The organism is Streptomyces rubellomurinus (assembly GCF_000961885.1).
Taxonomy (GTDB): Bacteria; Actinomycetota; Actinomycetes; order Streptomycetales; family Streptomycetaceae; genus Kitasatospora; species Kitasatospora rubellomurina.
On the sequence record NZ_JZKH01000019.1, the window covers coordinates 15,828 to 42,396 of the forward strand.

At 70.0% G+C, this 26,569-nt stretch carries 34 protein-coding genes; 26 read left to right on the top strand and 8 right to left on the bottom strand.

From position 1 onward, the window contains the following. The first annotated feature begins 53 nt into the window (after nt 1-53). Both VM95_RS11985 and VM95_RS44280 read left to right on the top strand, forming a co-directional pair. A complete protein-coding gene (locus VM95_RS11985) occupies nt 54-641 on the top strand; it encodes a TetR/AcrR family transcriptional regulator (RefSeq protein ID WP_045695264.1) in 588 nt (195 codons plus the stop codon). Nucleotides 642-715: 74 nt separating this feature from the next. After that, nucleotides 716-871, top strand: coding sequence for a winged helix-turn-helix transcriptional regulator (locus VM95_RS44280; protein WP_279616825.1), 156 nt, complete (start codon nt 716-718; stop codon nt 869-871). On the opposite strand, the gene VM95_RS44285 is transcribed toward VM95_RS44280, so the two are convergent. Together VM95_RS44285 and VM95_RS44290 are read right to left on the bottom strand one after the other, a co-directional pair. Further along, nucleotides 868-1,068, bottom strand: coding sequence for a DUF397 domain-containing protein (locus VM95_RS44285; RefSeq protein WP_045695267.1), 201 nt, complete (start codon nt 1,066-1,068; stop codon nt 868-870). The two genes, VM95_RS44280 and VM95_RS44285, sit on opposite strands and share 4 nt — an antisense overlap. Then, a complete protein-coding gene (locus tag VM95_RS44290) occupies nt 1,065-1,913 on the bottom strand; it encodes a helix-turn-helix domain-containing protein (protein WP_045695270.1) in 849 nt (282 codons plus the stop codon). Before VM95_RS44290 ends, VM95_RS44285 begins: the two co-directional genes overlap by 4 nt. Nucleotides 1,914-2,187: 274 nt before the next feature. Between VM95_RS44290 and VM95_RS12000 the strand changes: the two genes are divergently transcribed. From VM95_RS12000 to VM95_RS42435, 3 genes are read left to right on the top strand one after another with little or no spacing between them, the layout of a single operon-like run. Then, nucleotides 2,188-2,556, top strand: a complete 369-nt coding sequence (locus VM95_RS12000; RefSeq protein ID WP_045695272.1) for an ATP-binding protein — start codon at nt 2,188-2,190, stop codon at nt 2,554-2,556. After that, on the top strand, nt 2,553-2,828 hold the full coding sequence (locus VM95_RS12005; RefSeq protein WP_045695276.1) for a hypothetical protein: 276 nt from the start codon (nt 2,553-2,555) through the stop codon (nt 2,826-2,828). The genes VM95_RS12000 and VM95_RS12005 overlap by 4 nt, the downstream gene beginning before the upstream one ends. Continuing rightward, nucleotides 2,816-2,971, top strand: coding sequence for a hypothetical protein (locus tag VM95_RS42435; RefSeq protein WP_157882069.1), 156 nt, complete (start codon nt 2,816-2,818; stop codon nt 2,969-2,971). Before VM95_RS12005 ends, VM95_RS42435 begins: the two co-directional genes overlap by 13 nt. Nucleotides 2,972-3,087: 116 nt before the next feature. Here VM95_RS42435 and VM95_RS12010 read toward each other — a convergent pair whose 3' ends face one another. Continuing rightward, a complete protein-coding gene (locus VM95_RS12010) occupies nt 3,088-3,792 on the bottom strand; it encodes a hypothetical protein (RefSeq protein WP_045695278.1) in 705 nt (234 codons plus the stop codon). 109 nt (nt 3,793-3,901) lie between these two features. On the opposite strand from VM95_RS12010, the gene VM95_RS12015 reads away from it, so the two are divergent. From VM95_RS12015 to dacB, 4 genes are all read left to right on the top strand, one after another. Next, nucleotides 3,902-4,336: an Hsp20/alpha crystallin family protein gene (locus VM95_RS12015; protein ID WP_045695281.1), complete on the top strand. Its 435-nt coding sequence runs from the start codon at nt 3,902-3,904 to the stop codon at nt 4,334-4,336. 158 nt (nt 4,337-4,494) lie between these two features. Then, nucleotides 4,495-4,899, top strand: coding sequence for a DUF2267 domain-containing protein (locus VM95_RS12020; protein WP_045695283.1), 405 nt, complete (start codon nt 4,495-4,497; stop codon nt 4,897-4,899). A 59-nt stretch (nt 4,900-4,958) separates the two neighbouring features. Beyond that, nucleotides 4,959-5,357 carry a DUF2267 domain-containing protein gene (locus VM95_RS12025; RefSeq protein WP_045695285.1) on the top strand — a complete coding sequence of 133 codons (399 nt, stop codon included), beginning with the start codon at nt 4,959-4,961 and terminating at the stop codon, nt 5,355-5,357. Between the two features lie 178 nt (nt 5,358-5,535). Beyond that, on the top strand, nt 5,536-7,179 hold the full coding sequence (gene dacB, locus VM95_RS12030) for a D-alanyl-D-alanine carboxypeptidase/D-alanyl-D-alanine endopeptidase (protein ID WP_045695288.1): 1,644 nt from the start codon (nt 5,536-5,538) through the stop codon (nt 7,177-7,179). Between the two features lie 292 nt (nt 7,180-7,471). On the opposite strand, the gene VM95_RS12035 is transcribed toward dacB, so the two are convergent. Continuing rightward, the gene (locus VM95_RS12035) at nt 7,472-8,113 is read right to left on the bottom strand and encodes a class I SAM-dependent methyltransferase (RefSeq protein ID WP_244178734.1); all 642 of its coding nucleotides are present in this window, start codon (nt 8,111-8,113) and stop codon (nt 7,472-7,474) included. Between the two features lie 77 nt (nt 8,114-8,190). Between VM95_RS12035 and VM95_RS12040 the strand changes: the two genes are divergently transcribed. From VM95_RS12040 to VM95_RS40210, 5 genes are all read left to right on the top strand, one after another. Continuing rightward, on the top strand, nt 8,191-8,418 hold the full coding sequence (locus VM95_RS12040) for a hypothetical protein (RefSeq protein ID WP_045695291.1): 228 nt from the start codon (nt 8,191-8,193) through the stop codon (nt 8,416-8,418). A gap of 271 nt (nt 8,419-8,689) precedes the next feature. After that, complete coding sequence (locus VM95_RS45455; protein WP_052707318.1) at nt 8,690-9,076, top strand: hypothetical protein; 387 nt, start codon at nt 8,690-8,692, stop codon at nt 9,074-9,076. A 64-nt stretch (nt 9,077-9,140) separates the two neighbouring features. Beyond that, on the top strand, nt 9,141-9,473 hold the full coding sequence (locus VM95_RS45460; RefSeq protein WP_482259237.1) for an NsdA family TPR-like regulatory protein: 333 nt from the start codon (nt 9,141-9,143) through the stop codon (nt 9,471-9,473). 406 nt (nt 9,474-9,879) lie between these two features. Then, nucleotides 9,880-11,256 (top strand): tyrosine-type recombinase/integrase, encoded by a 1,377-nt coding sequence (locus VM95_RS12050; protein ID WP_157882070.1) that lies wholly within the window; start codon nt 9,880-9,882, stop codon nt 11,254-11,256. A 97-nt stretch (nt 11,257-11,353) separates the two neighbouring features. Beyond that, a complete protein-coding gene (locus VM95_RS40210) occupies nt 11,354-11,779 on the top strand; it encodes a DUF6262 family protein (RefSeq protein WP_078859810.1) in 426 nt (141 codons plus the stop codon). A 55-nt stretch (nt 11,780-11,834) separates the two neighbouring features. Here VM95_RS40210 and VM95_RS12055 read toward each other — a convergent pair whose 3' ends face one another. After that, on the bottom strand, nt 11,835-13,166 hold the full coding sequence (locus VM95_RS12055) for an NsdA family TPR-like regulatory protein (RefSeq protein ID WP_045695424.1): 1,332 nt from the start codon (nt 13,164-13,166) through the stop codon (nt 11,835-11,837). A gap of 226 nt (nt 13,167-13,392) precedes the next feature. On the opposite strand from VM95_RS12055, the gene VM95_RS42440 reads away from it, so the two are divergent. Continuing rightward, nucleotides 13,393-13,551 (top strand): hypothetical protein, encoded by a 159-nt coding sequence (locus VM95_RS42440; RefSeq protein WP_157882071.1) that lies wholly within the window; start codon nt 13,393-13,395, stop codon nt 13,549-13,551. An 85-nt stretch (nt 13,552-13,636) separates the two neighbouring features. Further along, nucleotides 13,637-15,217 (top strand): asparagine synthase-related protein, encoded by a 1,581-nt coding sequence (locus tag VM95_RS12060; protein WP_045695293.1) that lies wholly within the window; start codon nt 13,637-13,639, stop codon nt 15,215-15,217. A 49-nt stretch (nt 15,218-15,266) separates the two neighbouring features. Here VM95_RS12060 and VM95_RS12065 read toward each other — a convergent pair whose 3' ends face one another. Further along, the gene (locus tag VM95_RS12065) at nt 15,267-15,692 is read right to left on the bottom strand and encodes a hypothetical protein (protein WP_208615439.1); all 426 of its coding nucleotides are present in this window, start codon (nt 15,690-15,692) and stop codon (nt 15,267-15,269) included. Between the two features lie 598 nt (nt 15,693-16,290). On the opposite strand from VM95_RS12065, the gene VM95_RS12070 reads away from it, so the two are divergent. From VM95_RS12070 to VM95_RS12100, 7 genes are all read left to right on the top strand, one after another. Next, nucleotides 16,291-17,118 (top strand): hypothetical protein, encoded by an 828-nt coding sequence (locus VM95_RS12070; RefSeq protein ID WP_157882072.1) that lies wholly within the window; start codon nt 16,291-16,293, stop codon nt 17,116-17,118. A gap of 73 nt (nt 17,119-17,191) precedes the next feature. Then, on the top strand, nt 17,192-18,007 hold the full coding sequence (locus VM95_RS12075; RefSeq protein ID WP_045695298.1) for a class I SAM-dependent methyltransferase: 816 nt from the start codon (nt 17,192-17,194) through the stop codon (nt 18,005-18,007). Between the two features lie 206 nt (nt 18,008-18,213). Beyond that, complete coding sequence (locus VM95_RS12080; RefSeq protein ID WP_045695299.1) at nt 18,214-18,588, top strand: hypothetical protein; 375 nt, start codon at nt 18,214-18,216, stop codon at nt 18,586-18,588. Between the two features lie 10 nt (nt 18,589-18,598). Continuing rightward, nucleotides 18,599-19,147 carry a hypothetical protein gene (locus tag VM95_RS12085; RefSeq protein ID WP_045695301.1) on the top strand — a complete coding sequence of 183 codons (549 nt, stop codon included), beginning with the start codon at nt 18,599-18,601 and terminating at the stop codon, nt 19,145-19,147. Between the two features lie 76 nt (nt 19,148-19,223). Continuing rightward, entirely contained in the window at nt 19,224-20,189 is a 966-nt protein-coding gene (locus VM95_RS38785) for a DUF642 domain-containing protein (RefSeq protein WP_052707321.1), read from the top strand. Between the two features lie 9 nt (nt 20,190-20,198). Next, on the top strand, nt 20,199-21,128 hold the full coding sequence (locus VM95_RS38790; protein ID WP_052707322.1) for a hypothetical protein: 930 nt from the start codon (nt 20,199-20,201) through the stop codon (nt 21,126-21,128). 52 nt (nt 21,129-21,180) lie between these two features. Further along, nucleotides 21,181-21,654 carry a hypothetical protein gene (locus tag VM95_RS12100; RefSeq protein WP_157882073.1) on the top strand — a complete coding sequence of 158 codons (474 nt, stop codon included), beginning with the start codon at nt 21,181-21,183 and terminating at the stop codon, nt 21,652-21,654. On the opposite strand, the gene wecB is transcribed toward VM95_RS12100, so the two are convergent. Further along, on the bottom strand, nt 21,635-22,846 hold the full coding sequence (gene wecB, locus VM95_RS12105; RefSeq protein WP_045695307.1) for a non-hydrolyzing UDP-N-acetylglucosamine 2-epimerase: 1,212 nt from the start codon (nt 22,844-22,846) through the stop codon (nt 21,635-21,637). The two genes, VM95_RS12100 and wecB, sit on opposite strands and share 20 nt — an antisense overlap. Nucleotides 22,847-23,031: 185 nt before the next feature. Between wecB and VM95_RS42445 the strand changes: the two genes are divergently transcribed. The 3 genes from VM95_RS42445 to VM95_RS12120 all read left to right on the top strand — a co-directional run bounded on the left by VM95_RS42445 (nt 23,032) and on the right by VM95_RS12120 (nt 25,279). Continuing rightward, a complete protein-coding gene (locus tag VM95_RS42445; RefSeq protein WP_045695310.1) occupies nt 23,032-23,310 on the top strand; it encodes a hypothetical protein in 279 nt (92 codons plus the stop codon). Further along, the gene (locus VM95_RS12115) at nt 23,307-24,638 is read left to right on the top strand and encodes a glycosyltransferase (RefSeq protein ID WP_045695313.1); all 1,332 of its coding nucleotides are present in this window, start codon (nt 23,307-23,309) and stop codon (nt 24,636-24,638) included. The genes VM95_RS42445 and VM95_RS12115 overlap by 4 nt, the downstream gene beginning before the upstream one ends. Before the next feature lie 185 nt (nt 24,639-24,823). Beyond that, entirely contained in the window at nt 24,824-25,279 is a 456-nt protein-coding gene (locus VM95_RS12120) for a hypothetical protein (protein ID WP_045695316.1), read from the top strand. Between the two features lie 246 nt (nt 25,280-25,525). Here the strand turns inward: VM95_RS12120 and VM95_RS12125 are convergent, their stop codons facing one another. Further along, on the bottom strand, nt 25,526-26,536 hold the full coding sequence (locus VM95_RS12125; protein WP_045695319.1) for an aldo/keto reductase: 1,011 nt from the start codon (nt 26,534-26,536) through the stop codon (nt 25,526-25,528). Nucleotides 26,537-26,569: the final 33 nt, after the last annotated feature.

Consider the following 26,569-nt stretch of genomic DNA (forward strand, 5'->3'; position numbering starts at 1 on the left):
AGGGGCCGCAGATGTCCAACCGTGCGGTTGGAGATTTGGGTTAGTCTTGGGACATGGCTTGGGACACCGCACGCACACAGCAGCTCCTCCTCGACGCCGCCGTCGAGGAGTTCGCCGAGTTCGGCCCGGACGGCGCCCGGATCGCCCGGGTGGCCACCCGGGCGGGCGTGAACAAGGAGCGGATCTACCAGTACTTCGGCGACAAGGAGCAGCTGTTCTCCGCCGTGCTGAGGTCCGAGCTGGGCAAGCTGGCGGAGGCGGTGCCGATGGTGCTGGACGAGGGGCAGGACCTCGGCGACTACGCCGGCCACGTCTACGACCACCACACGGCGAGCCCGCACTTCTCCCGCCTGCTGGCCTGGGAGGGGCTGCAACGCGGCACGGAGGACGAGGAGTTGGCGGCCGGGCTGTACCGGGCCGCGCACCTCGGCGAGAAGGCCGCCGTCGTGGCGGCCGCTCAGCGGGCCGGGCTGCTGGCCGACGACGTGGATCCCGGGCGGACGATGTTCGCGGTGATCGGCCTGGTGAACGCCTGGTTCACCCTCCCGCAGATGGTCCGCCTGCTGCTCGGCGGCGCGGCGGACCCGGCCGCGGACCGGGCGGCCCTGGTCACCCTGGTCCGCCGGATGACGAAGCCCTGAGGCCCCTGAGGGGGCATGCGAACCCGCGGAGCCCGTGGAGTGGGAAGTCGGCCAGGCCGACTTCCCACCCGGTTGTGCCGCCGCATGTGGAGTACGAACTCACCGACCTCGGGCGGTCGTTGCGTGAGGCGTTGCAACCCCTGCTGGTGTGGGGTGAGGCCCATCTCGACGAAGTCGACGCAGGCGGCGCCTCGCCCGGGAAGGGCGAGGCGCCGCTCGACAGGGCTTAGACGAGCCCGAAGTCGAACTCACCTGCGGCGACGGCGCGGATGAAGGCCTCGTGCGCCGCGCGGTCGAAGGCGAGCGTCGGGCCGGAGGGGTCCTTCGAGTCGCGGATGTAGGAGGACGGTCCACTCGGGGTGGCTATCTCGACGCAGTTGACGTCGCCGCCGCTGTACGTGGACTTCTTGAAGGTCGGGCGGGTCACTTGATCTTGTCCCTCTGTGCGGTGATGAATGCGAGCGAAGAGTCGACGGACATGGCCTCGGCGGTGATCTCCTGGAACTTCGCCCGGTAGATCTCCACATCGGCCGGATCCTCGACCCACATGCCGCTCAGCAGCCCTTCGACCAGGACCACGTCGAGGTCCTGCCGCTGGGGGAATCCCATCAGGGTGAAGGCTCCGGACATCCCCGCGTGGATCGCCGCGCCGGTCGGCATGACCTGGATGTTGATGTTGGGCAGGCGGCTGAGCGTCAGGAGCCTGTCCAACTGCGGGACCATGATCTCCGGGCGGTTGGCGTTCGTGCAGAGCGCCGCCTCGTGGATGACGGCCCATACCTGCAAGGGATTCGGGCGCGTGAGGATGGATTGGCGTGCCATGCGGACCTGGACCAGGTCCTCGACCGATCCGCCGGAACTGATGCGCAGCCGATCGATCACGATGCGGGCGTAGTCGGGGGTCTGGAAGAGGCCCGGAATGAAGGCTGACTCGTACGTCCGATAGGTGGTGGCGTCGGCTTCCAGGAGAATCAGGTCGGTCGCGGTGGAGTTGATGACGTCGCGATAGCTCAGCCACCAACCGCGCTTGCTCCCCTCCTTCGTGATGGAGATCAGCCCGGCCCGGTACTCCTCGTCGTCGCAACCGTAGTAGTCGAGGAGCTTGTTGACGTCCTCGACCTTGGCGGCGGTGTGGGCGGTCTCGATCCGGGTGAGCTTCGCCTGGCTCATCCCCGTGGCGTCTGCCACCACCTCGGCGGTGAGCTTCCGCTCCTCGCGCAGCTTCCGCAGCACGCCGCCGAGCCTGCGCCGGCGAACGGTCGAGACTGCCATCTTGCCCCTCCTGAGTTACCAGTTGACCAGTTTGCCCGTGCGATGGGTGGCAGCGCCACCGACAACTGGCCCTCGAAGGCACCGAATTCAGGTTCGATTCGCAAATTTGCGATTAATCGAGAGTGAGTTGCGCTGCGTGCCGCACGAGCCGCATGCTGAGCGTAGCGGGTCGCTTGCACCGAGTAGGAAGTGATCCGTGATCTCGCCGTGCTCTGAGACGTCCTGGTCGACATGCGGCGATGAGTGATCCATTTCGCCCTCACGGAGGCTCTTCGTGTTCTCCCCCTCTCTCCCTCCTGACTGGTCCGCCGCGCGCGAGGAGCTGCGCGAAGCCACCTCGCGCGCCGGGTGGAAGCGCGACCTGGTCGCCGACGCCGAGGTCGCGCTCCTCGAACTCTTTGTCAATGCCTGGCGCCACGGCCGCAGTCCGGCGCCGATCGTCGTGATCGCGCTGCTCGACCGGGTGCTCCGGGTCTCCGTCAGCGACGCGAACCCGCTCTTCCCCGTCCAGCGCGACGACTCCGACCCCTACGCCCTCTCCGGCCGGGGCCTGCACCTCGTGCGCTCGCTCACCCACCGGTTCGGCACGGACGCCCGCGAGGCCGGCAAATCCGTCTGGTTCGAGCTGGACGCGGCCGCGTGAGGGCCGACGACGACCGCGGCCGCCGCCCGATCGAGCCGGGCGACCCGCTCATGCGCAGCTACACCGAACTGGAGGTCGTCTACCTCATCGACGAACTCCGCGAGCGCGGCCGCGAGTTCGGCCTGCTCTGGCCCTCCGCCGAGACCAACGGTGTCGTGGACGGCCGCGTCCTCGTCCGCTTCGGCAACGCGCCCGCGAGCACCGTCGTCAACCTGCTCGCCCTCCTCCGCGACCTCAGGACGACCGAGAGCGAGGGCCCGTGCGCCTCCTGATCGGCCCCGCCTTCCTCGCCCTCTTCCTCCTCGCCATCGCCGTCGTCGCCCTCGGCGCGCTCGCCGTCCTGCGCATGCCCTACCGCCCGGACGACACCACCGCCCCCACCGCCCGGGACCACGACCACCAACCGGTGCCCTGACGCCTGACCCCCGCCCGAGCCGCCCGGCCGTACCCACCGGGCGGCCGCGGCATTGCCGCACGAGAAGTCGACTCCGCCGACTTCCTGCTCAGCGCCTTTCGGCGGCGGCGACGGCGTCAGGCGCGGCGGCGGTCGCTGTCGTCGCGGAGCCGGGTGGTGTGGTGGGTGAGGGCGTCGAGGCGGGTGGCGAGGTCGTCCTGGCCGGTGCCGAGGTGGGGGCGGATCGCGGCGAGGGGCTCGATGAGGTCGGCGGGGTCGGTGGTGCCGAGGGCGGCGGTCAGGGCGGCCTGGGCGGGGCGGGCGCCGGGGGCGAGCGCGGCCGTGGTGAGCCGGGCGGCGAGGACCCGCAGTTCGGCGGCGTTGTCGCGAGCCCAGGCGGTGACCGTCCGGTCGGCGGCCCGCCGGTCGCGGACGGCCTTGACGCGTTCCGCTCCGGTGCCGGCCGGTGTCCGGGCGCCGGCGGGCTTGAGGCGCAGGTAGCGGTTCTCGGCGGCCTGGCGGCTCGCCACACCCATCGGCCGGGCGAGGTCGGCCCAGGTGGCGCCGGCCTCCCGGGCGCTCTCCACCAGGCCGGCTTCCCAGCCGGCGAGCTGGGTGCGCAGCTCGCGCAGCAGCATCAAGGCGGCCAGGGCCTGCTCGGGGCCCTGGCCGCCCTGGTGCTCGGCAGGGGCGGTCGGGGGCGGGGACGCGGGGTCCTGGGCGGTGCGGACGGCGTCGTCGATGGCGGCCAGCGCCGCCGCGGCCGCCAGGAACGAGGCGGGCTCGACCGGCTGGCGGGGGCCGGAGGGGCCGGAGGCGGGTCTGCGGGGCTTCTCACTCATGAAGTCACTCTATCGGCGACATGCCGACTTGTCATCGGATGGATGACGCGCTACAAAGGACTCAGGTGAAGCGCACTGGCACCCATTCGATCCATGGAGGTGTTTCGCGATGCTGCTGCGCACTGACCCGTTCCGCGAGCTGGACCGTCTGACCCAGCAGTTCCTGGGCAACACGGGGACCTGGTCGCGTCCGGCGCCGATGCCGCTGGATGCCTACCGGGCGGGCGACGAGTACGTGATCTGCTTCGACCTGCCGGGCGTCGACCCGGAGGCGATCGACATCGACGTCGAGCGGAACATGGTGACCGTCAAGGCCGAGCGCCGCCCGCGCCACGAGGGCGAGGACGTGAAGTGGGAGCTGTCCGAGCGCCCGCTCGGCGTGTTCTCCCGCCAGGTCATGCTCTCCGACACCCTCGACCCCGCCGGGATCACCGCCGACTACGACGCCGGCGTGCTGACCCTGAAGATCCCGGTGGCGGAGAAGGCCAAGCCCCGCAAGGTCGCGATCAGCCACAGCGGCGACCGCAAGCAGATCCGGGCCTGACCCGCTCCCCGATGCCGTTCCGGCCGCCCCTGGCCTCTCCCCCCTCGGTCGAAGGGGCGGCCGGAACACCCCTGACCCCTGACGCCCGACCCCTGACGCCCGACCGGGCGCCGGTCGTGCCGCGCTGTGCCGGCCCCTGGGACGGAGGGAGAACCGCGGTGACTCTTCGATGGGAGGCGTTCCTGGACGAGGTCCGGGAGCGCGGTGAGTACGACACCCCGCAGGAGGCCGAGCGGGCCGCCCGGGTCGTCCTGGCCCTGCTCGGCGCCCACCTGGTCGGCGACGTGCGCGCGGACCTGGCCGCCTGCCTGCCGGAGACCATGGCCCTGGTCCTGCTCAACCCCTTGCAGGCCGCCGAGCCGCTCAGCCCGGAGCGCTTCGTGCGCGCGACCGCGGCCTGGATCGAGGGCGCCACCGAAGCAACCGCCCCGTGGGACATCGGCGCCGTGCTGTCCACGGTGGCCGACGCCGCCGGCGACGACCTCACCGGGCGCGTCCTGCTCCAACTGCCGCCCGGCTACGAGCTGTTGTTCGGCCGTCCGAGCGCAGGCAAACGACCCTGACCACCCCCGCACGCCGCCGCCGGCCCGCCGGCGGCCAGCTCCTGGAAGGCTCCACGGTCATGACCCGCTACCGCCAGCTCCTCCAGCAGGTCCGCCACCTCGGCCGCTACACCACCGACGACGAAGCCGAACGGGTCCTCGACGCCGTGCTCGCCCTCCTCGGCACCCAGCTCACCGGCGACGAACGCTGCGACCTCGCGGCCGCCCTGCCCGAACGGGCCCGCGCCGTCCTCGCCGCCCAGATCCCCCTGCCCCGCCCCGTCACCGCCCCCGCCTTCGTCGAGAGCCTCGCCCACACCCTGGGCACCAGCCTCACCGCCGCCCGCTGGGACGCCTCCTCCGTCCTGGCCGCCCTCACCGCCCTCACCGGCGACGACCTCACCGACCGCCTCCTCGCCCACCTGCCCCGCGGCTACGCCCTGCTGTTCGGCCGCGCGGACCTGGCCGCCGTCGCCTGAGGCGGCGGGGCCGACCCGCCGGCGCGGCAGCACCCTGTTCGACCGACCGGATGATTCTCACGCCCGACGCCCCCCGCGCACCGCGCAGGAACCGGATGCCCGGAGTCCGTGCACCTACCGTGATGCGCCGTCAGCGCCCTGCACACGGGGCTTCCGACTCCAGAAACGGCTGGGCGAAATGAGATCAACGATCCGTGGTCGGCTCCGGGCCTGGGGCATCCTCGGCGTCACGCTCGCGGTGGTGGCGGGCACAGCTGCCGCCGCACCCGCGGAGGACCCTCGCGGCGACCTCAGTCCCGACATCACGGCGATCATGAACAAGCCCGCGTACAAGCATGCGCAGTGGGGCTTGCTGGAGATCGACCCGGAGGACGGGCGGGTCGTCCACTCCATGTATCCCGACCAGTTCTTCATGCCGGGCTCGACCGTCAAGCTGATCACCATCTCCGGCGCCTGGCACGCCCTCGGCCCGGACCACCGCTTCACCACGCCGGTGAACGCGATCGGCGTCCGCAACGGATCGACCCTCACCGGGAACCTGGCGCTCGTCGCCCAGGGCGACCTCACCATGGGCGGCCGGACCAAGCCGGACGGGTCGGTCGACTTCACCCCCATCGACCACACCTACGCCGACGACGTCCCGGGCGCCACCCTCACACCGGAGGACCCGCTCGCCGGCCTGGACGAGATCGCCCGCCAGGTCCGCGACTCGGGCATCACCACGGTCGACGGCGATGTCGTCATCGACCCGCGGCTCTTCGCACCCCCGCCGATCAGCCCCCAGCCGACGCCCCTCATCATCAACGACAACGTCATCGACCTGCTGAGCACGCCGACCACCCCCGGGCAGCCCGCGCAGCTGAGCTGGCGCCCGCAGGTCGCGCCGTACCAGGTCACCTCCGAGGTCCGGACGGTCGACGCCGGCGGCACCACCGACATCCAGGTCTCCGCGTCCCCGGACGGCACGAACATCACGCTCTCCGGCACGATCGCCGCCGACTCCAAGCCCGCCCTGAAGATCTCCCCGGTCCAGGACCCCAACGCCTTCGGACGCACCGCCCTGATCGAGGCCCTCGGCCGCGCCGGGGTCACCGTCACCGCCCCGCCCACCGGGCCCAACCCGGTGGGCACGCTGCCCGCCTCGTACGCCGGCGACCCGCAGGTGGCCGCCTTCGTCTCACCGCCGTACCGCGAGTACGCCAAACTGATCCTGAACGTCAGCCACAACCTCGGCGCCAACCTGGCCCTGTGCAACATCGCGGTCGGCCGCGGCAGCTCCAACTGCTTCGACGGCTTCCCGGTCATCCACGACTTCCTCATCGGGACGGCGAACGTCGACCCGACCCAGTTCCAGATGGCGGACGGCCGCGGGGACGTCCCCGTCGACCGCGTCACGCCCGCCGGGCTCAACCAACTGCTCGCCTACTGGCTGCGCACCCCCGACGCCGACGCGTTCCGCACCTCGCTGCCGATCCTCGGCGTGTCCGGCACGGGCGCGCTCTTCTGCACCACCGACTGCCCGGCCAAGGGCAAGGTCTTCGCCAAGCCCGGCACCATCATCGGCTTCGACCAGCTCAACCAGCAGCTCGCCATCAACGCGCAGACGTACGCGGGCTACCTGGAGGCGGACGACGGCCACCTCTTCACCTTCTTCGTCGGCGTCAACGGCGCGGCGGCCCCGGGCATCCAGGGGTTCTTCGACGTCAACGACGACGTCGACGAGATCGCCGTCATCCTCCAGCAGGAGGCCTGCGCCGAGCGCTCGCACCGCAAGGCCGCCCTGCCCGCGATCCGGCCCTCGGCCCCGGTCGTACGTCCGTAACGTCTCCCGGTCGGCCCTCCCGCCCGGTCCGGCGGGCGGAGGGAGTCGAACGGCCGGTGCAACTTCCGGGGCTGGTCGCGGTGAGCGACCGGCCCCGGCTCGGATTCCGTGCGCGTTGCCTACCAGATCCGGACTCCGCCGCGGATCCGTGACGCCCGGCGGGCAGCGTCGAGGATGTTGTCCAGCCGGTCGGCGATCTCGCCGACGAGCTGAGCGACGGGCTTGGGTAAATCCGTGCGACCCGTGCGGCCCTTCTCACGTCACGGCGCGCGCTGGAGCTGCGACGCAGATCTCAGGCCGGAACGGACCGAACCACAACCAGCGAGCCCTCGTAAAAAGGCTGTTGCCGCAGAGCGCCGAACCGGGCTTCCCATGCTCCACTGTCCAGGTCGCTCCGCAGATCCGCGGCGAATCGTTCGCGCGACCGCTCGTCGACGAAGCTCCATGCCGAGCAGGCCTGTCGAGCACCGGGGTCGAGGAGCATCTCGGGGCGCGCGTAGTACGCCTCGTTGAAGCCGTCGGTGCAGTCGACGGATATCGGCACCCGAGTCACCGTCGTGTGTCCGCCGAGAGCCTCGGCCAGATCCGCGATCACCGGATAACGGCGCGCCTCCGTGTCCAGTACCTCCGGCGCGTACTCGTACAGCCAGAAGTCCCGAACGAGATCAGGGTCGCAGGTCAGCACGACGACCGTGCCGCGCGCCACCCGGCGCATCTCGCGCAGCCCTGCCTTGAAGTCGCTCCACTGGTGCACGCTGAAGGTGGTCATCGCCGCGTCGAACACGTCGTCGCCGAGGGGCAGGATCAGTCCCGCCAGGACGCGGCTCACCTGCCCCGGGAACAGCCGGGGACGCGCTACTGCGGCACGACGCCGACAGTCGCCTACCAGTAGCGGCTCGGTGGCGCCTGCTGGGCGGGCAGTGAGCTTGTTCACCGCCGCAGCGTTCGAGATTGCCCCGGACCTTTGCCTAGCCTTTACCTGTCCAGCCCTGTTGTGACCGAAGGACCCCGATGGACCCCCGTGACGAAGAGATCATCCGTCTCCGCCAGCAGCTGGCCGCCCAGCAGCAGGCCCAGCCGGTGCAGGTGCAGATGACCCAGCAGGCCGTGACTCGGCAGCGGATGTCCGGCGGCGAGCTGATCAAGCACACCGTGCTGGCGTTCTGCACGGCCGGGATCTCGCTGATCTGGACGTGGTCCGTGATGCGCGGGAAGAAGTCCGTCACCGTCTACCGCTGACCCGCCGGCGAAGGCCGCCCCCGACATCGGGGGCGGCCTTCGCGCGTTCCGGGCCGGGGTCGTCGTGATGACCCCCGAACGACAGTTCCGCAGGCGGATCAGTGCGCGATGGTGTCGATCAGCTCGCGGGCGTCGTCGCGGATCAGCTCTTCGGCGACGGTCTCGCCGGGCGCCGGCGGGGTGAGACGGTCGCTGGTGCGGCTGGCAGTGAGGACGGTCGCGCCGTCCGGGGTGAAAGACCATCGCCCGCAGGGACAGGCGGTCGTCCTCGGTGGCGCTCAGCATTCCCGGCCGGCCCGACCTGGTCGGCCGGTTCAAGACGCTGCGGACCAACCCGCACCTGCGGATCGGCATGGCCGAGGTCCAGTCGGTCGCGGCGATGACCGAGAAGATCAGCGAGCTGGACGACCAGTTCGGCGGCCGGATGGCCCGGCCCATGGCCGCCTCGTTCCTGGTGAACAGCATCGCGCCGTACTTGCAGGCCGACGCTCCCGAGAAGGTCCGCAAGGCGATGCTGTCGGCCGCCGCCGACCACAACGCCGCCTCCGCGGCCTCCCGGAGGCCGGACCGAGGATGCGGGCCTTCCCCGCCGGGCAGCAGGCCCACGCGGCGGCCCAGACCGGCGACCGGGCGGGCGCGCTCTACCACCTGCGGATAGCTGAGACGGCGGTGGAGCAGGCCGAGTCGAAGGCCAAGGCGTCGGCTCATACGACCCGTCCTCGCTGGCGTATCACCAGGCGAACGTCCGCCGGGAGCTCGGCGACAAGGCCGGCGCCATCGCCGCGATGGAGTCCTCCGACCGGCTGCGGTACTCGGTCTACATGCGCAACCGGGTCCGGATGACCGGCATGCTCGCCGAGTGGAAGCTCCAGGCAGGGGGCCTCGAAGAGGCCTGCGCGTACTGGCACCGGGCCCTGGATGACTACCCGGCCGTCCAGTCAGGCCGGGCCGACGACCGGTTCCGCTCGATGCTCGCCCTGGTCAAGCCCTACCAGGGCAACCAGTACGCCTGCGAGCAGTACGACCGGGCCCGACCGATGGCCAAAGCCGCCTGACGCCTGTATCGCGCCGATCCGGCGGGTGGCTAATCGATCGTCTTGCCGTCTAGCAGCTTCCCGAGGTTGCACATGATGTCCTCGACCTGCCACATCTCGTCGAGTCCGCGCAGCCTGGTACCCAGCAAGAATCTTAAAGCCTCGGAATGCCAGGAATCCAACGGTGTTTGGACCTGCGGGCCTTGCCCTTATGGCCAGAGTCGATGATCACCCCTGGTGGGAAATGGACATGTGGGCACCGCGCTGTGACCCGCGCATCCCGCTCAGGGAGCGCGAGCCCGACAGGTCAAGGATCGGCGACTTCACCCTCATCGCAATCCCATGGCTCCGGAAGGCCGCCCAATGGTCACTGGGAGCTCAACTTGAATCGGGGATGCTCACCTGGAGCACAGTCCAGCATGACCGCTTGGTCAACCTGACACGCTTCGGACGGTGGCTGGAGACCTTGGACAACCCCACCGAGGTCGTTACCAGCCTCTCCCAGGCTCCGCATTACGCCGAGTCATTCCGTCAGTACGCTTCCAATCCCAACAACCGCATGCAGAATGGAAAGCCATCAGCGCGGGTGAGTGCCCGGTCGGTCAACGACGATATTCGCGTCGCGGCAGAACTCCTAGCCTACATGGCAGCCAACCGCGACGAAGCTCACCAGGCGATTGGCCCATCCCCCTGGGACGGAATTGACGATGCCCACCCTGCCGTGTGGCTTCGAAAGGTCGCCCGCATCCCCAAGAACCGGATGCTGGACGACTCGAAGTACGTGGACTCCCACGCTCTCGCACAGATCACCGCTCACCTCCCTGCCCTAGGTGCTCCAGTTGGCGAAACCGTCGCCATCACGCTGAACAGCATCACAAAGCTGATGCCGGGCTATGGAGATGAACAGGCCATGCGAATGCTCACGTTGCAGATCATGACCGGGCGTCGGGCCAACGAGATCTGCATGCTGGATTACGACTGTCTTTCGACAGCTCCGCCTGGGGCGATGAAGGTCTCAGCCGGAGAACGCATCGCCAGGTTCCACTATGCCCAGAGCAAGATCGAAGGAGCAGAGGAGACCATCTTTGTCGATGAGCCAGTGATTGGCCTCATCGAAGAACAGCGGAACTGGCTGAAGGAGCGGTTCCCCAATCGGTCCCCCAGGTACCTGTTTCAGGCGACGATGGCTAATCGTCAAGCGAACAAGCACTACCCTATGGCCACTTACCAGAACGTCCTACGAGAGTTCAGCGAGGAAGCCGCGATCACGGATAGCACGGGGAACCCGCTCGTCCTGTCCCACACCCACCGGTTCCGGCATTCCCGCATCACTGACCTTGCCGAACAGGGGGTTCCAGTCCACGTCCTGCAACGGTATGCGGGTCACCGGTCAGCCGTGATGACCATGCACTATGTAGCCAAGCGCGAGGAGCACGAAGAGCAAGCGTTCCTGGCCGCAAGGAAGTTCACTGCTACCGGCCAGCAGGTGGTCCTCTCCTCCATGGACCACGATGCCATGCACCTCTTCGACCGGGCTGACCGCTTCCTTCCCAATGGATACTGCCTTTTGCCCCCGCTCCAGACTTGCGAAAAGGGTAACGCCTGCCTCACGTGCTCCGTCTTTGTCACAGACGACAGCCATCTCGATACGCTCACACGGCATCTGGAGGAGACGAAGGCACTGATCGCCCGGACCACGGAGAAGTTCCAGGAACGCCACGGCCGGCAAATGCCAGAGGACAACGTGTGGCTCGCCCAAACGGACTGCCGAGCAGGATGCTCGTACGTCTTCTTGAAGCGATGAAGCACAGTCAGGGGAACCCCTGCCAAGGAGCTGGAAGCCCAACTGGAGGGCCAACCCCTGTGGCGATCGACCTGACCCGGCACCGGAAGGCACAGCAGTGACTGACGCCCGCCAGCAACGCATTGGCCGACTCGCAGAGGCCGCACGCTTGAAGTCGGAGGAGAAGGTCCGATCCGCCGAATCAGCCATCCGTCGTCCGATCAAGCGCGGCGAAGCCGTCACCTTCCAGGCTGTCCAGCGCGAGGCCGGCGTCTCCCACGCTTTCCTCTACAAGAACCCGGGCCTACGGTCACAGATCGAGTACCACAGGTCCAGGCAGCGTCCACCGAAGGCTGTCCCGGAGACTGCCAGCACTGACAGCAACATCGTCCTCGCGCTGACTGCCGAGATCGCACGCATCAAGAAGGTTCACCGTGAGGAGACCGCAGCCCTAAGAGAAGCACTCGAAGCGGCTCATGGAGAGAACCTGTCTCTCCGTCGAGAGCTTGCCCGCTTGGGAATCGAAGGTCCGGTGACGCGGTAGAGGACTGGGAACTCGCGGCGGCCGGCACATAACCGGCTGCCGCAACCTGGAGGATTCACGCTGTCATGGAACGGGCCCGGTCGTGAAGTTCACGGGCCAGCGGGTTGCGAATGTGAGGCATGATGAGGGTCTGCATCTCGTGGATCCGGTCATCGACGCGCCCTGACTGGACAAGCTGGTATTCGTCCAGGACGCGGTGCCAGTCCATACAGGCTTCGTCAAGACGGCCTGCCTTGAACTTGCGTTCGGCGAGCATGGCCCCGTATCGGACCCGGGTTCGCCGGAACACTGGCTCCCGGATCTGGTGGGACTGCTGCATGGACTCGATAGCGCCGGACATATCTCCCAGCTCGTAGCGGACCTGAGAGACGTGGTAATGCAGGGACGATGGATCGTAGGACCCTAGGGCTTTGGCCTGCGACTCAGCCTTCTCCATCGCTGCCTCGGCCTGCTTGATTCGGAGGAGAGCGAGGGAGCGGTCGCCTGTGATGGCCGCGGCGTGGGCTTCCTGGCCGGCTAGGAATGCGCGCATCCGGGGGCCTGCCTGGGGAGAGGCGGCGGATGCGCTCTGGGCGAGCCGGATAGCTGTGGAGCCGTCGCCAAGGTCCCCATGCATGACGCTCATCCCTCGAAGGGTGGTGCAGAAGGTCAGCTCGTCGCCGGCCAGACGTGCGAGTTCCAGAGCCTTGACGTAGTAGCGGTTGGCCAGCCCATCGAGGCGTTCGTCCATGGCCATGTAGCCGGTCAGGTAGCAGTGGTCAGCGGCGGCGGACAGCATGGCTTTCCGGACTTCGTCCGTGGCATCTGCCTTGAGGTACGGGCCAATTGCGTTGACCAGGAAGTTCGCTGCCATGGGCCGCGCGAACCGGCCGCCCTGCTGGTCGTCGATGCTGCTGACCATCTCCGTCATTGCGATGACAGACTGGACTTCGCGCTGTCCAATGCGCGTGTGCGGGTTGGTCTTGATCATGTCGATTCTGCCGACCGCATCCTGCCATCCCGGCACGGAGACCATGGCGGCCGAGTAGAGGCCGGCACCAAGTACCGATCGTCGGGAAGGGTCCATGTCCGCACGCGCCAGGTCCATCAGTCCAGTAACGAGATCCGTAGCCTCGCCGTCAAGCTGCGGTTCCCCGAACCCGGCCTCGGCCACGGTGACGGGCCGCCGGAGCCTTGTCGATAGGACATCAAGGATCAGCTCTTGCGTCCTCCGGCGGGGAACTGTGCCGTCGTTCAACCAGTGGCTCACGGAGGAGTTCTCGTAGTGCAGGGACAGCCCTGCTCGTGTCCCGGCGGCGTTGATGGCCCGGGTGAACTGCCCGTGATCCCAGCCTGTCTCGTACAGGAGACGTCCCAGCGATTCGTTCTGATGGCGTGTCCGTGGCATGCCGAGCATCCTGCCCCTGAATTCAATGCTTTCAACTCCCGATCATGACCGGGCAGTTACGTGCAGTGGCCGTACGGCGGTTGTCTGTTCGTGCGGCGGTAAGCCATCCAGGCACACCCCAACCGTCGCCGACACCTGCGATCCCGCAGGTGCCGGGCTTCCCCGTGCTGGCCATGACGCCGTGGGCTCGGGGAAGCCGTCCAGTGAAGGTGAAGGGAGTCGTTACGTGAACATCACCGACGAGACCATGCTCATCGAGGCCGCTGGCCGGATCTTCGGCGACGAGCCCGCGTACGAGGTCATGGACACCACCGACCGCTACAGCTACAAGAAGATCGCCGGCAGCTCCGACTCCGTGCAGACGTACGACACCACGGCCGTCTGACGAACCCTCGTGCCGGCCGCAGCAGCCCCCGCTGCTGCGGCCGGTCCGCGTCCACCTTCCACCCGACGCACGAAGGACAGCCGCGATGTTCCATCTCCGCATCACCCATGACGACATCACCACCGACCGGGAGTGGGCGTGGGCGGCCAACCGCTGGCGCTGCGGATCCTCCTGGATCGCCCCGTACCGCCACGACCTGACCGAGCAGACCGCACTCACCGACGGCATTCACACCGCCTTCATCTCCGCTGTCAGACTGGCCGGCACCACCCCGGGACGGCCCGAGATCGAACAGGTGTCGCCTGCCTCGTACGGCCGCAGGATCCGCGAGATCCGGGCCAGCCGCGGTGACTGGGTCACCGTCGAGATCAGCCCTGGCCAGGCCATCCGGATCAAGACCGGGCCCGAGTGCACCGCACCCCAGTACCTGGCCGCCCAGGACGGCGTGCTGCACGGCTCGTGGGATCTGATGAACCTCCGCGACCACCAAGACCACAACCGGCTGGACCACCTGGCCGTCACCCGGCACCTCGCCCTGCGAGCCCGGTACACCGCCGCCACGTTCTGGCAGGACATCAGGCTCCTCACCGAGCGTTCCACCGCGCACTTCGGTCAGGACGGCCCGCTGATCATCCAGTTCCCAGAGGCCGCCGAGCACTCCCGGGCCAGGTCCCTCCAGGACGGTGCCGATCCGGTGCCGCTGTTTCTGGACCTCCTCAGCCGGTCACTGTCGCGGATTCCGTGGAAGGGCTCCAGGACCGCTGTGCAGCTCTCCGGCGGCATGGACTCCACCGTCGTTGCCCTGGCCCTGCGGACGGCCCCGCAGGGGGCCGGCGTGACGGCGGGGACGGTCATCCTGGATGCCGAACGGGGCGTGCAGCAGTCCGAGCGCCGCTCGCTCATCCTGGAGTACATCGCCTCCGGATGGTCGTCCGTGACCGTCAGGGCCACCGATCACCTGCCATACGGGCCAACGTCCCGCTACAGTCGCCGCACCTGGATCTCCCCCTACCAGGACATCTACGCCGACGCGCTCGACACTCTGTCCGGTCGGTTCACCGACCACGGCGTCCGGGCGGTGTTCACCGGGATCGGCGGCGATGAGCTGATGGCCACCACGGAAGCCGAGGACCACGGAGGGTGGGGAGGCTTCGAGCGCGCCGATACCCCGCCATGGCTCGGACCGGCCGCGAAGGCTGTTCTGCCGGACATCGACACCGCCATCACGCCGGCCGCGGTCGTTCCGGAGACCTCCCTCATGGCCAAGACCGTGTGCGGGCCCGCGTTCATGCGACGCGGAATCTGGCCCGTCCACCCGCTCACCGACCCACTCCTCGTCAGGTTCTGCGAGTGGACACCACTGGAATGGCGGGAGAAGAAGCGGCTCCTGCGCGAGGTGATCGGCAGGACCGGCATGCCGCCGCAGGTCGCCCGGCCGCCGATCGCTGAGAACTTCCGTCAGATCATCACCGTGGCGATGCGCCAGCACGGGGTTCCCCGTATCCGGACGATCCTCGACGCAGGGTCACCTCTCATCGAGGCCAGACTCATCGCCCCGGACGGTCTGGCAACCGTCGCGGACCGCCTGGAGGCCGGTACTCCGGTGGACGGTGACCATGAGGTCGTCTTCGCGCTCCTGGCCGACTCCGCACTCGTCCAGCGCTGAGAACGTCTGCGGCCCCGGCGAAACTTCGCCGGGGCCGCAGACGCGTCTGTCAGAGGTCACGGCCGGCCATCATGTCCGCGATGCCCGGGACACGCTCGGCCTCCCGTTGCAGCATGAAGACCTTTGCGCCATGCCGCTCGGCGACCCGCACCAGGTCCCAGCCCTGGGCCTCCTGGTAGTACCGGGAGAGTTGTTCCTGCCCGGTGCCCCGACGCACCCGCCGCAGGCCCTGCTGGGCGGCGTGGTCGAGCGACCACCACGCGATCAGCCGACCAAGCCGGTGCGGGTTCGGCCTGGTGAAGGTGGTTGCCAGGAACAGCGTGGACTCAGCACGCTCCTCCTCAGTGAAGCCCCACGGCGGAAGTGCCTCGTTCCCGAAGTGCGTTGTGCATCCCACAACGCCATCGGACTCATGCTCCAGCACCCACACCGGAAAGGCCGGGTTGCCGGCCTGCGAGCCGTACTCCTCAGCCATGTCCGCGCACTCGCCCAGGCCCCTCACTGACAGCCACGCAGACCGCGCCCTCACCATGTCGGCAATCGCCCCAGCGTCTGCGGCTGTCGCCTCGCGCATCTGATACACCAGTCGCCTCCCTCCGGCACACCCATCAACGACCCTACTGGCAAGGCAAGATCATCCGCTGGAAGTGCCGCGACTGCGCCAGTTGCAACAACAGTTCTATGTTCATTAGATCGAAACAACAGTATGAGCTCGGCGTAAGTGGAAGATCAGCTTGACAACCGTTGATAGCCGGAGGAGCCCCCGCCGGGCTCCCGCGCGGCTGGAAGCCCAGCACGCCGGACGGAAGGGCACTCATACCGACGCCCGGCCGGACGTGGCGAAGCGGGCGCGGCACAGCCGGATCGGCCGAAGGCCGATGTACGGGCGGAGGGAACAGCGAGCGCACCGTCACATCAGGTGCGTGGCTCCCGCATCCCATGGGCATGGCGCCCGTCCCGCGTGGCCATCACCTTCGCCAGCGTCGAGCTGTTGAAGACGTCCATGTCGCCGTGATCGACGCGGCCGACCGGGGCCGGCGGGCGGTGGCCGGGCGGGCGCTACGCTGCCGCGCATGATCGAACCTGTGAACGCACGTCTCGCCGACCTCCTCGACCGCGGTGCGGACGGGCACGAGCCCGGGCCGGAGGCGGTGCTGGAGGCGCTGTTCGACGGCGGGGTGTTCGTTCCCGTCACCGAGGCCGGGTCGGTGCTGTTCCTCCCCGACGACGAACGGCGGCCCACGCTGCTCGGGTTCACCGACGCGGCGCTCGGCGCGCGTCTGCTGCCGGCCGCCGCAGGGATGGTGCACTGCGACGCGGCGCGGCTGCGGGAGATCCTGGAGAAGACCGGCGTCGCCGTGCTCGGGATCCGCTCCGGGAACGGGCAGGCGACCGTTCCCGCGCAGGTGCTGCGGCACTGGGCGAGCCGCGGGCCCGGCGCGGAGATGCAGCTCGACTGGTCCGCCGACCCGGTCGCGGTCGCCCTGCGCGACGCACTGGCCCGGCGGATCCGCGAGTTCCCCGCCGTCCGCTCGGCGTGGGTGGCGCACGCCCGGTGGCGGGAGAGCGGCGAGGAGCAGCTGATCGTGCACCTCGCCGTGGACGAGGACCTGCCCTCGGCCTCCGCCCACCGCCTGATGCGGACCCTGCTCCGCGAGGAGATGACGCTCGGCCCCGAGCACCCGGAGGTCGGGATGCTCGCCCTGCACCCCGCCACCCACGCCGACAGCATCGCCGACCTGGACCGCCGGGGCCTGGACACCGTGCGCCACGACGCCGCGTCGGGCCGGGTCCACGTGATCTCCCGCGAGTTCGACGACCCGGCGGTGGTCGCGGCGAACGGCGCCCCCGCCCCCGTGACCCAACCCCGGCCCAGGCGCCGCTGGTTCGGCCGCTCCTGAGCGTTCGAGCCACGAACGGGTCGTCTAGGCTGGCCCGGTGACTGATGAGCAGGAGCGGGTGCGGCCGTCGGGAGTGTGGGCCACGGCGGTGGGGGTGGCCAGGGTGCGGGCCCTGGAGAGCGAGCGGGAGAACGCGCTGTTCCGCGACCCGCTGGCACGGGCCTTCGCCGCCGCCGGCGGCCTGTGGCCCGACTCGGCACCGCTGCCCGACGACGAGGCCGCGCGCCGCCGCCGGCTGGCCGTGTCGTTCTCCATCGTCATCAGGACGAAGTTCCTCGACGACCTGTTGCAGGAGGCCTCCGCGGCCGGGGTCCGGCAGGTGGTGCTGCTCGGCGCCGGCATGGACAGCCGGGCCTTCCGGATGGACTGGCCCGAGGGCACTCGGCTGTTCGAGGTCGACACCGCCGTGCCACTGGACTTCAAGGAGTCGGTGCTGCGCGAGGAGCGGGCCGTCCCGCGCTGCGAGCGGACCACCGTCGCGGTGGACCTGCGGGAGGACTGGCCGGCCGCGCTGGCCGCCGCGGGGCACGACCCGGCCGCGCCGACCGTGTGGATCGCCGAAGGGCTGCTGATCTACCTGCCCGAGGACGCCGTGGAGTTGCTGCTGGCCCGGATCGGCGCGCGGTCGGCGGCGGGCAGCCGGATGGGGCTGACCCTCGGCTCGCGCGGCGTGATCGAGCGCTTCGGCGCGGACGCCACGCCGGGCTCGGCGGCGTCCCTGTGGGTCTCGGAGATGCCCGACGACCCGGTGGGCTGGCTGGCCGGGCACGGCTGGCAGGCCGACACCCGCACCCTGCGCGAGTGCGCCGCGGCCTACGGCCGTCCGATCAGCACCCCGCCGCAGCGCGAGGAACGGCCCGGCGGCCTGATCTCGGCGATCCGCCGGTAGGGCGCCTCCCGGTTCCGGCAGCGGGCCTTTGGCTGAGCGGTGCGCACGAGAAGTCGGCCCCGCCGACTTCTCGTGCAGAGCCCCCCCGCGGTGGTTACGGAGGGTGCCTGCAGCAGGACTGTGCGGATGCGAACGATGGGGGAGTGTGTCACGGTGGATTCAGGGCTGATTGTCCCAATCGGCCACTGATTGCAGGGAGTTGCACCATGTCGCCCGTCATCAGGCACTCGGACGCCCAGACCACCACCAAGATCAAGACCGCGCTGGAAGCCGAGAACATCTCCGGCCACATCGCAGGCTTCCGGGACAAGGCGAGGGCCCACCTGCGAGAAGCGATGACCAGTAAGCCGGTCGTGGGTGAGACCGTGGAATTCTACCTCAACGGCAGTGACGACTACCTGGGCAGCGGCGTGACCAACGGCCAGGGCATCGCGAGCTGCGAGAGCGGCGGTCACATCACCAGGCTGCAGGAGTCGATCCAGGCGTGGCAGGAGGGCTACACCGCGAAGTACCTGGGGGGCGAGAAGTACGAGCCGGCCCCGGACTCGATCGGAAACGTCAACCTGATCCCCGGCCTCTGAGGCGGCTGACATGCGAAAGCAGACCGCCACCGCCACCCCCACCGCCTCGGCCGCGCCGATCCCGAACTTCATCAAGGACGGCACGTTCCGCAAGCCCGCTGCGGCCCCCGACCCCTCCGTGGAGGTCAAAGCCCCGGAGCCGGACGCCATGGGAGCCTGGGACGTCACCAGCGGCTCCGTGGTGATCTACAGCCCGGGCCTCGCCCAGGCCGGCCACCAGGCCGCTGACATCGGTGCCGCCGTTCTGGAACAGGACTTCGAGGCACCCGTGGGCGCGAAGGTCGAGATCACCTGGACGCACAGCCGCAACTCCGACGCGAGCTGCCCGCAGACCAACCAGGCCTACGGCGCCCAGGTGCTGGACCCCAACGGGCAGACCGTCGTCTCGCACAGCTACGAACCGGACGGCGTGGGCTTCAGCCCGATCCCGTCCGACAAGACGCTGAAGTTCACCGTCAACAGCGGGTCCCCGTACACCCTCCGCTTCACCGGCCGGACCCCGGACTCCTGCGGTGCGCTGATCTACAACGTGGTCGGCCAGGGCACCGGAAGGTCCTGACCGCAAACCTGCGGCGGCCTCCGGCCGCCGCAGGTCCCTCTCCTGCCCGCGCTCGTACCCGGAGGTGGAGCCCCCCATGGCAGCGGACATCACGAACCCGGCCTTCGCCCAGCCGGCGGTCGAGCCGCCGAGCGAGTTCATCACCGTCTCCGGCCCGGACCGGCGCACGATTCCGGGGTGGCGGGTGGCGCGGGGGAAGGTGCAGATCCTTCCTCTCAAGGAGAACCAACGGCCGCACGGTGACGGCCGGGTGGCCCAGGCGGTGCGGCTCAAGGAAGGCAGCAACCCCGAAGGCATCGGTGAGATCTGCCAGGAGATCCGCACCACTCCGGGCAGCAAGGTCACGCTGACCTGGTTCGAGTCCCCCGACATCACGATCGCCTCGCGCTCGGCCACGAACGAGCAGAGCTACAGCGTGGCCGTCCAGCCCGCCATGGGCGACAGCGTCGGGCCGGTGACGTTCTACCCGGGGGACGACGTGCGCGGGCCGCACTGGAAGGCGCGCAGGCTCGACTTCACGGCCGCCGCCGAAGTCACCACCATCGAGTTCAGCACGCTGATCCAGGGCATGCAGGGCCCGCTCATCACCGGGCTGAACGCCACGGACGGCAGCCCCACGCCCCCTCCGCCGGTCACCGACCTCAGGGTGCGCCAGCCGGACTCGGCCGAGGCGGCTCCCGGGCAGACGGCCAAGCTCAACGTCGAGATCGCGGCGCAGACGGACGCCCCGGTGGAGAAGGACGGCGTCCGGCAGGTGTTCACGGCGCCGACCGGCTTCGACTTCACCGGCGGGGCCTCGTACGGCTACTACTTCGGCACCCCGCCCCACCCGACCGGGAACCTGAACGCCACGCTCAGCCCTGACGGCAGGACGATCACCGTCACCGACCGGATCGCCATCAACACCTCGCCGCAGACGCAGCACGCCGTCACCTACACCTTCGGTGTGCAGGCGACGCGGGACGCGCTGCCCGGCACCCACACCGACGGGTCGGCCACGGTCGGCTCGCGGAGCATCCCCCTCACCGCCACCATCCGCTAGAGGAAACCCATGGCACAGCTGATCAGGAACGGCACCTTCGCCCGCCCCTTCGCCGGCGACGTCGACTACTACCGCATCAACGGCGGCAACGCGGACCGCCTCGAAGGCTGGACGATGACCACCCCCCTGGTGGGCGTGGACGTGTACGGCACCCAGGTGTCCCGTTCCCACTACCAGGCAGTGGACCTGAACGGCGACGACAGGAACGGCATCTCGCAGGACTTCTCGCCCACGACCGGCAAGCGCGTGAGGATCACCTGGCAGGCGTGCCAGAACCCCCACGTCGGCTGGTGCCTGCACGCGCCGACCCAGAGCTACGAAGCCTTCGTGACGGACTCCGGCGGTGCCGTCGTCGCGAAGGGCGGCTACACCCCGCTCCCGACCTGGAGCCAGGCCGAGCCGCTGACCTTCCTCGCCACGGGCAGCGCGTACACGCTCACCTTCTCCTCGCAGACCAACGGCTGGTGCGGCGCCACCATCACCGGTGTCATCGCCGACGAGATCGACGACCCGCCGCCTCCGCCGCCTCCGAGCACCGACTTCCAGCTGCGCCAGCCCGACCCCGTCCAGGCCGCGCCCGGCGGGTCGACGACGGTCAACGTCGAGATCGCCGCCCGCTCGGACGCCCCCGTGGACAAGGCCGTCCCGCAGGTCTTCACGGCGCCGACCGGCTTCCTCTTCACCGGCGCGGCCTCGTACGGCTACTACTTCGGGGAGCCGCCCCACCCGGTGGGGAACCTGACGACCGTGCTCGGCGACGGCGGCCGGACCATCACCGTCAGCGATCCGATCGCCATCAACACCTCGCCGCAGACGCGCCACGCGGTCACCTACACCTTCGCCCTCCAGGCGAAGCAGGGGGCGGTGCCCGGGACCTACGCCGACGGGTCGGCCAAGGTCGGCTCGCAGAGCATCCCGCTCATCGCCACCGTCCGCTGACGGTCCTCGACGCGAGTCAGAGGCCACAGGCCAACCAGAACAGGCCAACCAGATGGGAGACCGCGCAATGATGAATCATGCCAGCGCCGACGGGCAACCGTGGATCGTCACCCCGGTCAGTGCGATCACGGTGGAGCAGCGGACCGACGTGAAGGCCGAAGCGGCGCCCGGCCAGACGACGAAGATCAACGTCGGTATCTCCAACGATGTGGTCGTCCCGTCCTGGGACCTCCTGCAGGTCTTCACGGCGCCGACCGGCTTCGTCTTCACCGGCGGGGCCTCGTACGGCTATTACTTCGGGGCCGCGCCGCACCCGGTGGGGAACCTGAACACCACGCTGAGTGACGGCGGCGGGACCATCACCGTTCACGACCCCCTCGACCTGAACACCTCGCCGCAGAAGTCGGGACAAGTCATCTACACCTTCGCCCTCCGGGCGAAACCCGACGCGGTCCCCGGCACCCATGCCAGCGGGTTGGCCAGGGTCGCCACACAGACGGCCCCGCTCACCGCGACCGTCCGCTGACGGGTTCCGGCCGCCACTCGGCGGGCCGGTCCCGGTGGCCCAGCAGCCAGCCGCAGGCGGCGGCCGAGCGCTCGCCCGCTCGGCCGTCGCCGTACGGGTTCGGGCGGGCGGACGGCGGGCCGGAGTGCGCGAACTCTCCGTAGCCGAGGGCGAGTTCCTCCTCCGCTGCCGCCACGATGTCGGCTTCCTTCGTCCCCACCAGCCGGGCCACCCGCTGCTCCAGGCCCTCCACCCGCTCGGTGTTCTCCCGGGTGACGAGGACCGGGAGGCCGAAGGCCGCCGCCTCCTCCTGGATCCCGCCCGAGTCGGTGATCACCAGCCGCGCCCGGCTCAGCAGCCGACTGAACGGCGCGTACGCGACCGGGCCGGGCAGCAGCACGTTGGGCAGGCCGCGCAGCTCGGCCTCGATGGCGCTGCGCACCACCGGGTTCATGTGCGCGGCGACCAGGAAGGTCAACTCCCGGTGGCGGAGGCTGAGTTCGGCGACCGCCCGACTGATCCGGGCGATCGGCTCGCCCCAGTTCTCCCGCCGGTGCGCCGTCACCACGACCACCGGCGCGCCGATCGCCTCCACCCGCCGCACCAGCGGGTCACGGGCCGCCGCCGGGCTGCGCCCGGCCAGTACCACCGCGTCGATCACCGTGTTGCCGGTCACCACCGTCGCCTCGCCGGACAGTCCGTCCCGCCGGAGGTTGCTCTCCGCGACCGGAGTCGGCGCCAGGTGCAGCGCCGACACCTGGGCGATCATCCGCCGGTGCGCCTCCTCGGGGAACGGGTTGCCGAGGTCGCCCGAGCGCAGGCCGGCCTCCACGTGCACGACCGGGAGGGAGGACAGGAATCCCGCCATCGAGCCCGCGAGCGCGGACGTCGTGTCGCCCTGCACCACCACGGCCCGCCACCGTGCTCCCCGCAGGCAGCCGTCGACCTGGCGCAGCAACTGGGCCGTCAGCGTGGTCAGTGAGTCGTCGCGCCGGGGTGGTGCCAACGGGATGTCCGCGCGGAGGCCGAAGCAGGCCAGCACCTCGTCGACGACCGGGCCGTGCTGTCCGGTGGCGACGAGGACCGGGTCCGCCCACGGCTGCTTGCGCAGCTCCAGCACGACGGGCGCCATCTTCACCGCCTCCGCGCGGGTGCCGACGATGCAGACGATCCGGTCCCGGCGGTGCGAGGTCGGCGAGGTCGGCGAGGTCATGTGATCAATCCCTGGGCGAATGGGGGCCAGTGGCCCATGCATCCCACGCGGCGACGGCCGCGGCGTCGAAAACGCTCGGAGGGAGCAGGGGGTGCACCGGAATGGACGTTCGTACGCCATCAATCGATCGGAAGCGCGCAACAATGAACCCGAGCCAGCCATCCGCGAAAGGACCAGGTGACGACGTGTACGCCGCCGGCACGGTGATCTTCTACGGCCCCGCCGTCCACCGCCTCCTCCACAGGCGGTCGGACGGCCGCATCCGCCCCGCCGTCATCGCCGCCGGCGGTGTCGCGAGCGCCGCCGTGACCTTCCTGATCCTCCGCGCCCTGCGCCACCGCCGCCCCGGCCACGGGCTCGCGCCGACCGACTTCCTCCCGCCCCGCTACGCACCCGAGGCGACGCCCCCGGTGACGCCCGCCGCCTACGAGCTGGCCGCCGGAGCCGAAGCCCCGCTGCCGTGAGGCTGCTCAAGTGCGTGGACGCGATCGGCTACACCGTGATCGCCGCCTCCGCCTGCTACTTCGCCGTCGCCATGGGCTCCGGCCTGCGCGAACTACGGCGCCAGCGCACCGGATTGCCCGTCCAGGGCGATGCCCGCTACGGCAGCCCCCAACTCGGCCGGCGGGAGCGGCGGCCCCTGTACGTGCTGGTGCCCTGCCTCAACGAGGCTTCGGTGATCGGGCCCACCGTACGCGCGCTGACCGGGCCGGACACCACCGTCCTGGTCGTCGACGACGGCTCCGACGACGACACCGGGCGGATCGCGGCCGAGGCGGGAATCGAATCGGGTGACACCGTGACCGTCCTGCGCCGCGAGCCGCCCGACGCGCGGCAGGGCAAGGGCGAGGCGCTCAACCACGCGATCGGCTACGCCCGCAGCCTGGTGGCGGGGCGCGGCGAGGACCCCGACGACGTGGTCGTCTGCGTGATGGACGCGGACGGCCGGCTCTCCGACCGGGCACTCGCGCACGTGATGCCGCTGTTCGACGACCCGGCCACCGGCGCCGTCCAGCTCGGCGTGCGGATCCGCAACCGGCACGCCAACTTCCTCACCTGGTTCCAGGACTACCTGTTCTGGTCGATGGCCGCCGTCACCCAGCTCGGCCGGGACGCCACCGCGACGGTGAGCCTCGGCGGCAACGGCCAGTTCACCCGGCTCTCCGCGCTCGACAGCATCGGCGAACGCCCGTGGTCCGCCTCGCTCACCGAGGACCTGGACCTCGCGATCAGCCTCAGCGTGCGCGGCTGGCGCCTGCGCAGCACCGCGCACGCTTCCGTCGACCAGCAGGCCATCACGCAGCTGGGCCGCCTGATCCGGCAGCGCACGCGCTGGTACCAGGGCCACATGACCGCCATCGCCCGCTGCGGCGAGATCTGGCGGGCGCCCGAGCTCGCGCACCTCTCCGCGCTGGAGCTGACCTGCTACCTGCTCGTGCCGTGGGTGTTGGACCTGCCGTGGTCGCTGCTGTTCCAGTACTGCCTGGTCTGGTTCCTGCTGAACGCCAAGTGCGCGCTGGCGCGTTACCACCCGTTCCCCGCGCTGCCCTGGGTGAGGGCGGGGTGGGCGCTGACGCTGCTCTCCTGGTACGCCGTCACCTTCGCGCCCGCGCTGGTCACCTCCGTGGTCTACCTGCGCCGGGACCGGCGGGTCGGACGGCTGCGGGCGGTGCTGCTCGGGCACTCCTTCGTGGTGATGAACTACCTGTCCTTCCTGTGCGCCTGGAAGGCGCTGATCCGGATGCTCCGGGGGCAGACGGGCTGGGCCAAGACGAGTCGGGAGCCGGGCTGAGAACGGACGGGATTCGGCGGAACGGCGGTGTCCGAGCGCCGCCCGGGGTGCGGCCCCGGAGACCTCGACCCAGGATGGATCGAGGCGGCCCTGCCGCCAACGCCGTTCAGCGGATGCCCGGTTGGCCCCGAGCCGCCCGACCCTCCCGCCCCGGCCCTCGCCCACCTCGACAGGAGCACCCCATCATGACCACGACCATCAGCGCCCCCGCCATGGCCGCCCTGCAGCAGCTGAAGATCTTCCAGTCCCGCAAGCTGGAGGCCAAGCCGGGCGAGCAGACGAACTTCGACCTCTCCATCACCGCCCCCGGCGACCATCCGGTCAGCTTGCCCTTCACCGCGCAGACCTTCACCGCGCCGACCGGCTTCGTCTTCGACGACGCCGTACCGTTCGTCACGTACGCCTACTACAACCCGCGCGGTGAGCAGGGCAACATGTCCGCCGAGATCGTCGCGGACGGCAAGGTGCTGGTGCTGTGGCACCCGATCGAGCTCAACACCAACGGCAAGGGCTCCCTGCTCGTCTACACGCTGTCGATGCGCGCCGACCCGCACGCGCAGCACGGCACCTACCTGGACGGCTCGGTGACCCTCGGCCTCTACGGCGGGACCAACTACGCCGGCATCATCGATCCGGCCTGACCGGCCGCAGGATGTGACGGGGGCGGCTGCGCGGTCGCCGCGCAGCCGCCCGCCCCCACCGGGGGTCGCGGCAGGAACGGACCGAGGAGTCCGGGCTGCCGGCAGAACTCTTGATCAGGTGGCGAGGATGGTGTGGAGGGCGTCGAAGCCGCCGATGAGGTTCCACACCTGGTCGGGGGAGGCGGGGACGATGCGGCTGACGGAAGTGGAGGCCATGATCGGATGTCCTGACGGGGTGGGGGTGGTTCAGGCGCCGTGCGGCAGGGGGGCGGCCGGGCTGACGAGGCCGGCGGCGCGCAGCTCCTGCCAGAAGGCGGCGGGGACGGTCTCGTTGAGCGCCGCCCGGTCCTCGGCGATGCGGCCGGGCTTGGTGGCGCCGGCGACGACCGCGGCGGTGACCGGGTGGGCGAGGGAGAACTGCAGGGCGGCGGCCTTGATGCTGACGCCGTGCTTCGCGGCCAGGTCCTTGAGCCGGGTGACGCGCTCGATGATGTGCGCCGGGGCCTCCTGGTACTCGAAGTGGGTGCCGCCGGCGAGGACGCCGGAGCTGTAGGGGCCGCCGACGACCATGCCGACGCCCTGCTCCTGCGCCATCGGCAGCAGCCGCTGGAGGGCGTGCTCGTGGTCGAGGAGGGTGTAGCGGCCGGCGAGGAGGAAGCCGTCCGGGCGGGGCTCGTCGAGGGACAGGGTGAGCTCGATCGGCTCGGTCCTGTTGACGCCCAGGCCCCAGGCCTTGATGACGCCCTCGTCGCGCAGGCGGGACAGGACGCGGAAGGCACCGGTGCGGGCCTCCTCGAACTTGGCCAGCCACTGGTCGCCGTGGAAGTCCTGGGCGATGTCGTGGACCCAGACGACGTCCAGGCGGTCGGTGCGCAGGCGCGCGAGGCTGTCCTCGATGGAGCGCTCGGTGGCCTCGGCGGTCCAGACGTGGAGCATCCTGTTGGGGTTGCCGTGCTCGAACAGGCCGCCCTTCTCGCCGAGTTCGCGGGCGCCCTCCTCCGGTTCGTCGAGGATGACGCGGCCGACCTTGGTGGAGAGCACGTACGCGTCGCGGGGCTTGGCGGAGAGGACCTCGCCGAGGCGCTCCTCGGCGAGGCCGGCGCCGTAGAAGGGGGCGGTGTCGTAGTAGCGGACGCCCTGCTGCCAGGCGGCCTCGACGGTGGCGGCCGCCTCGGTGTCGGGGATCGCACGGTACATGTTGCCGAGCGGGGCGGTGCCGTAGCCGAGCTTGCCGGGGAGGAGTTCCTTGAGGGACATGGTGGTGCCTTTTCCGAACGGGGAGTGCGGGGG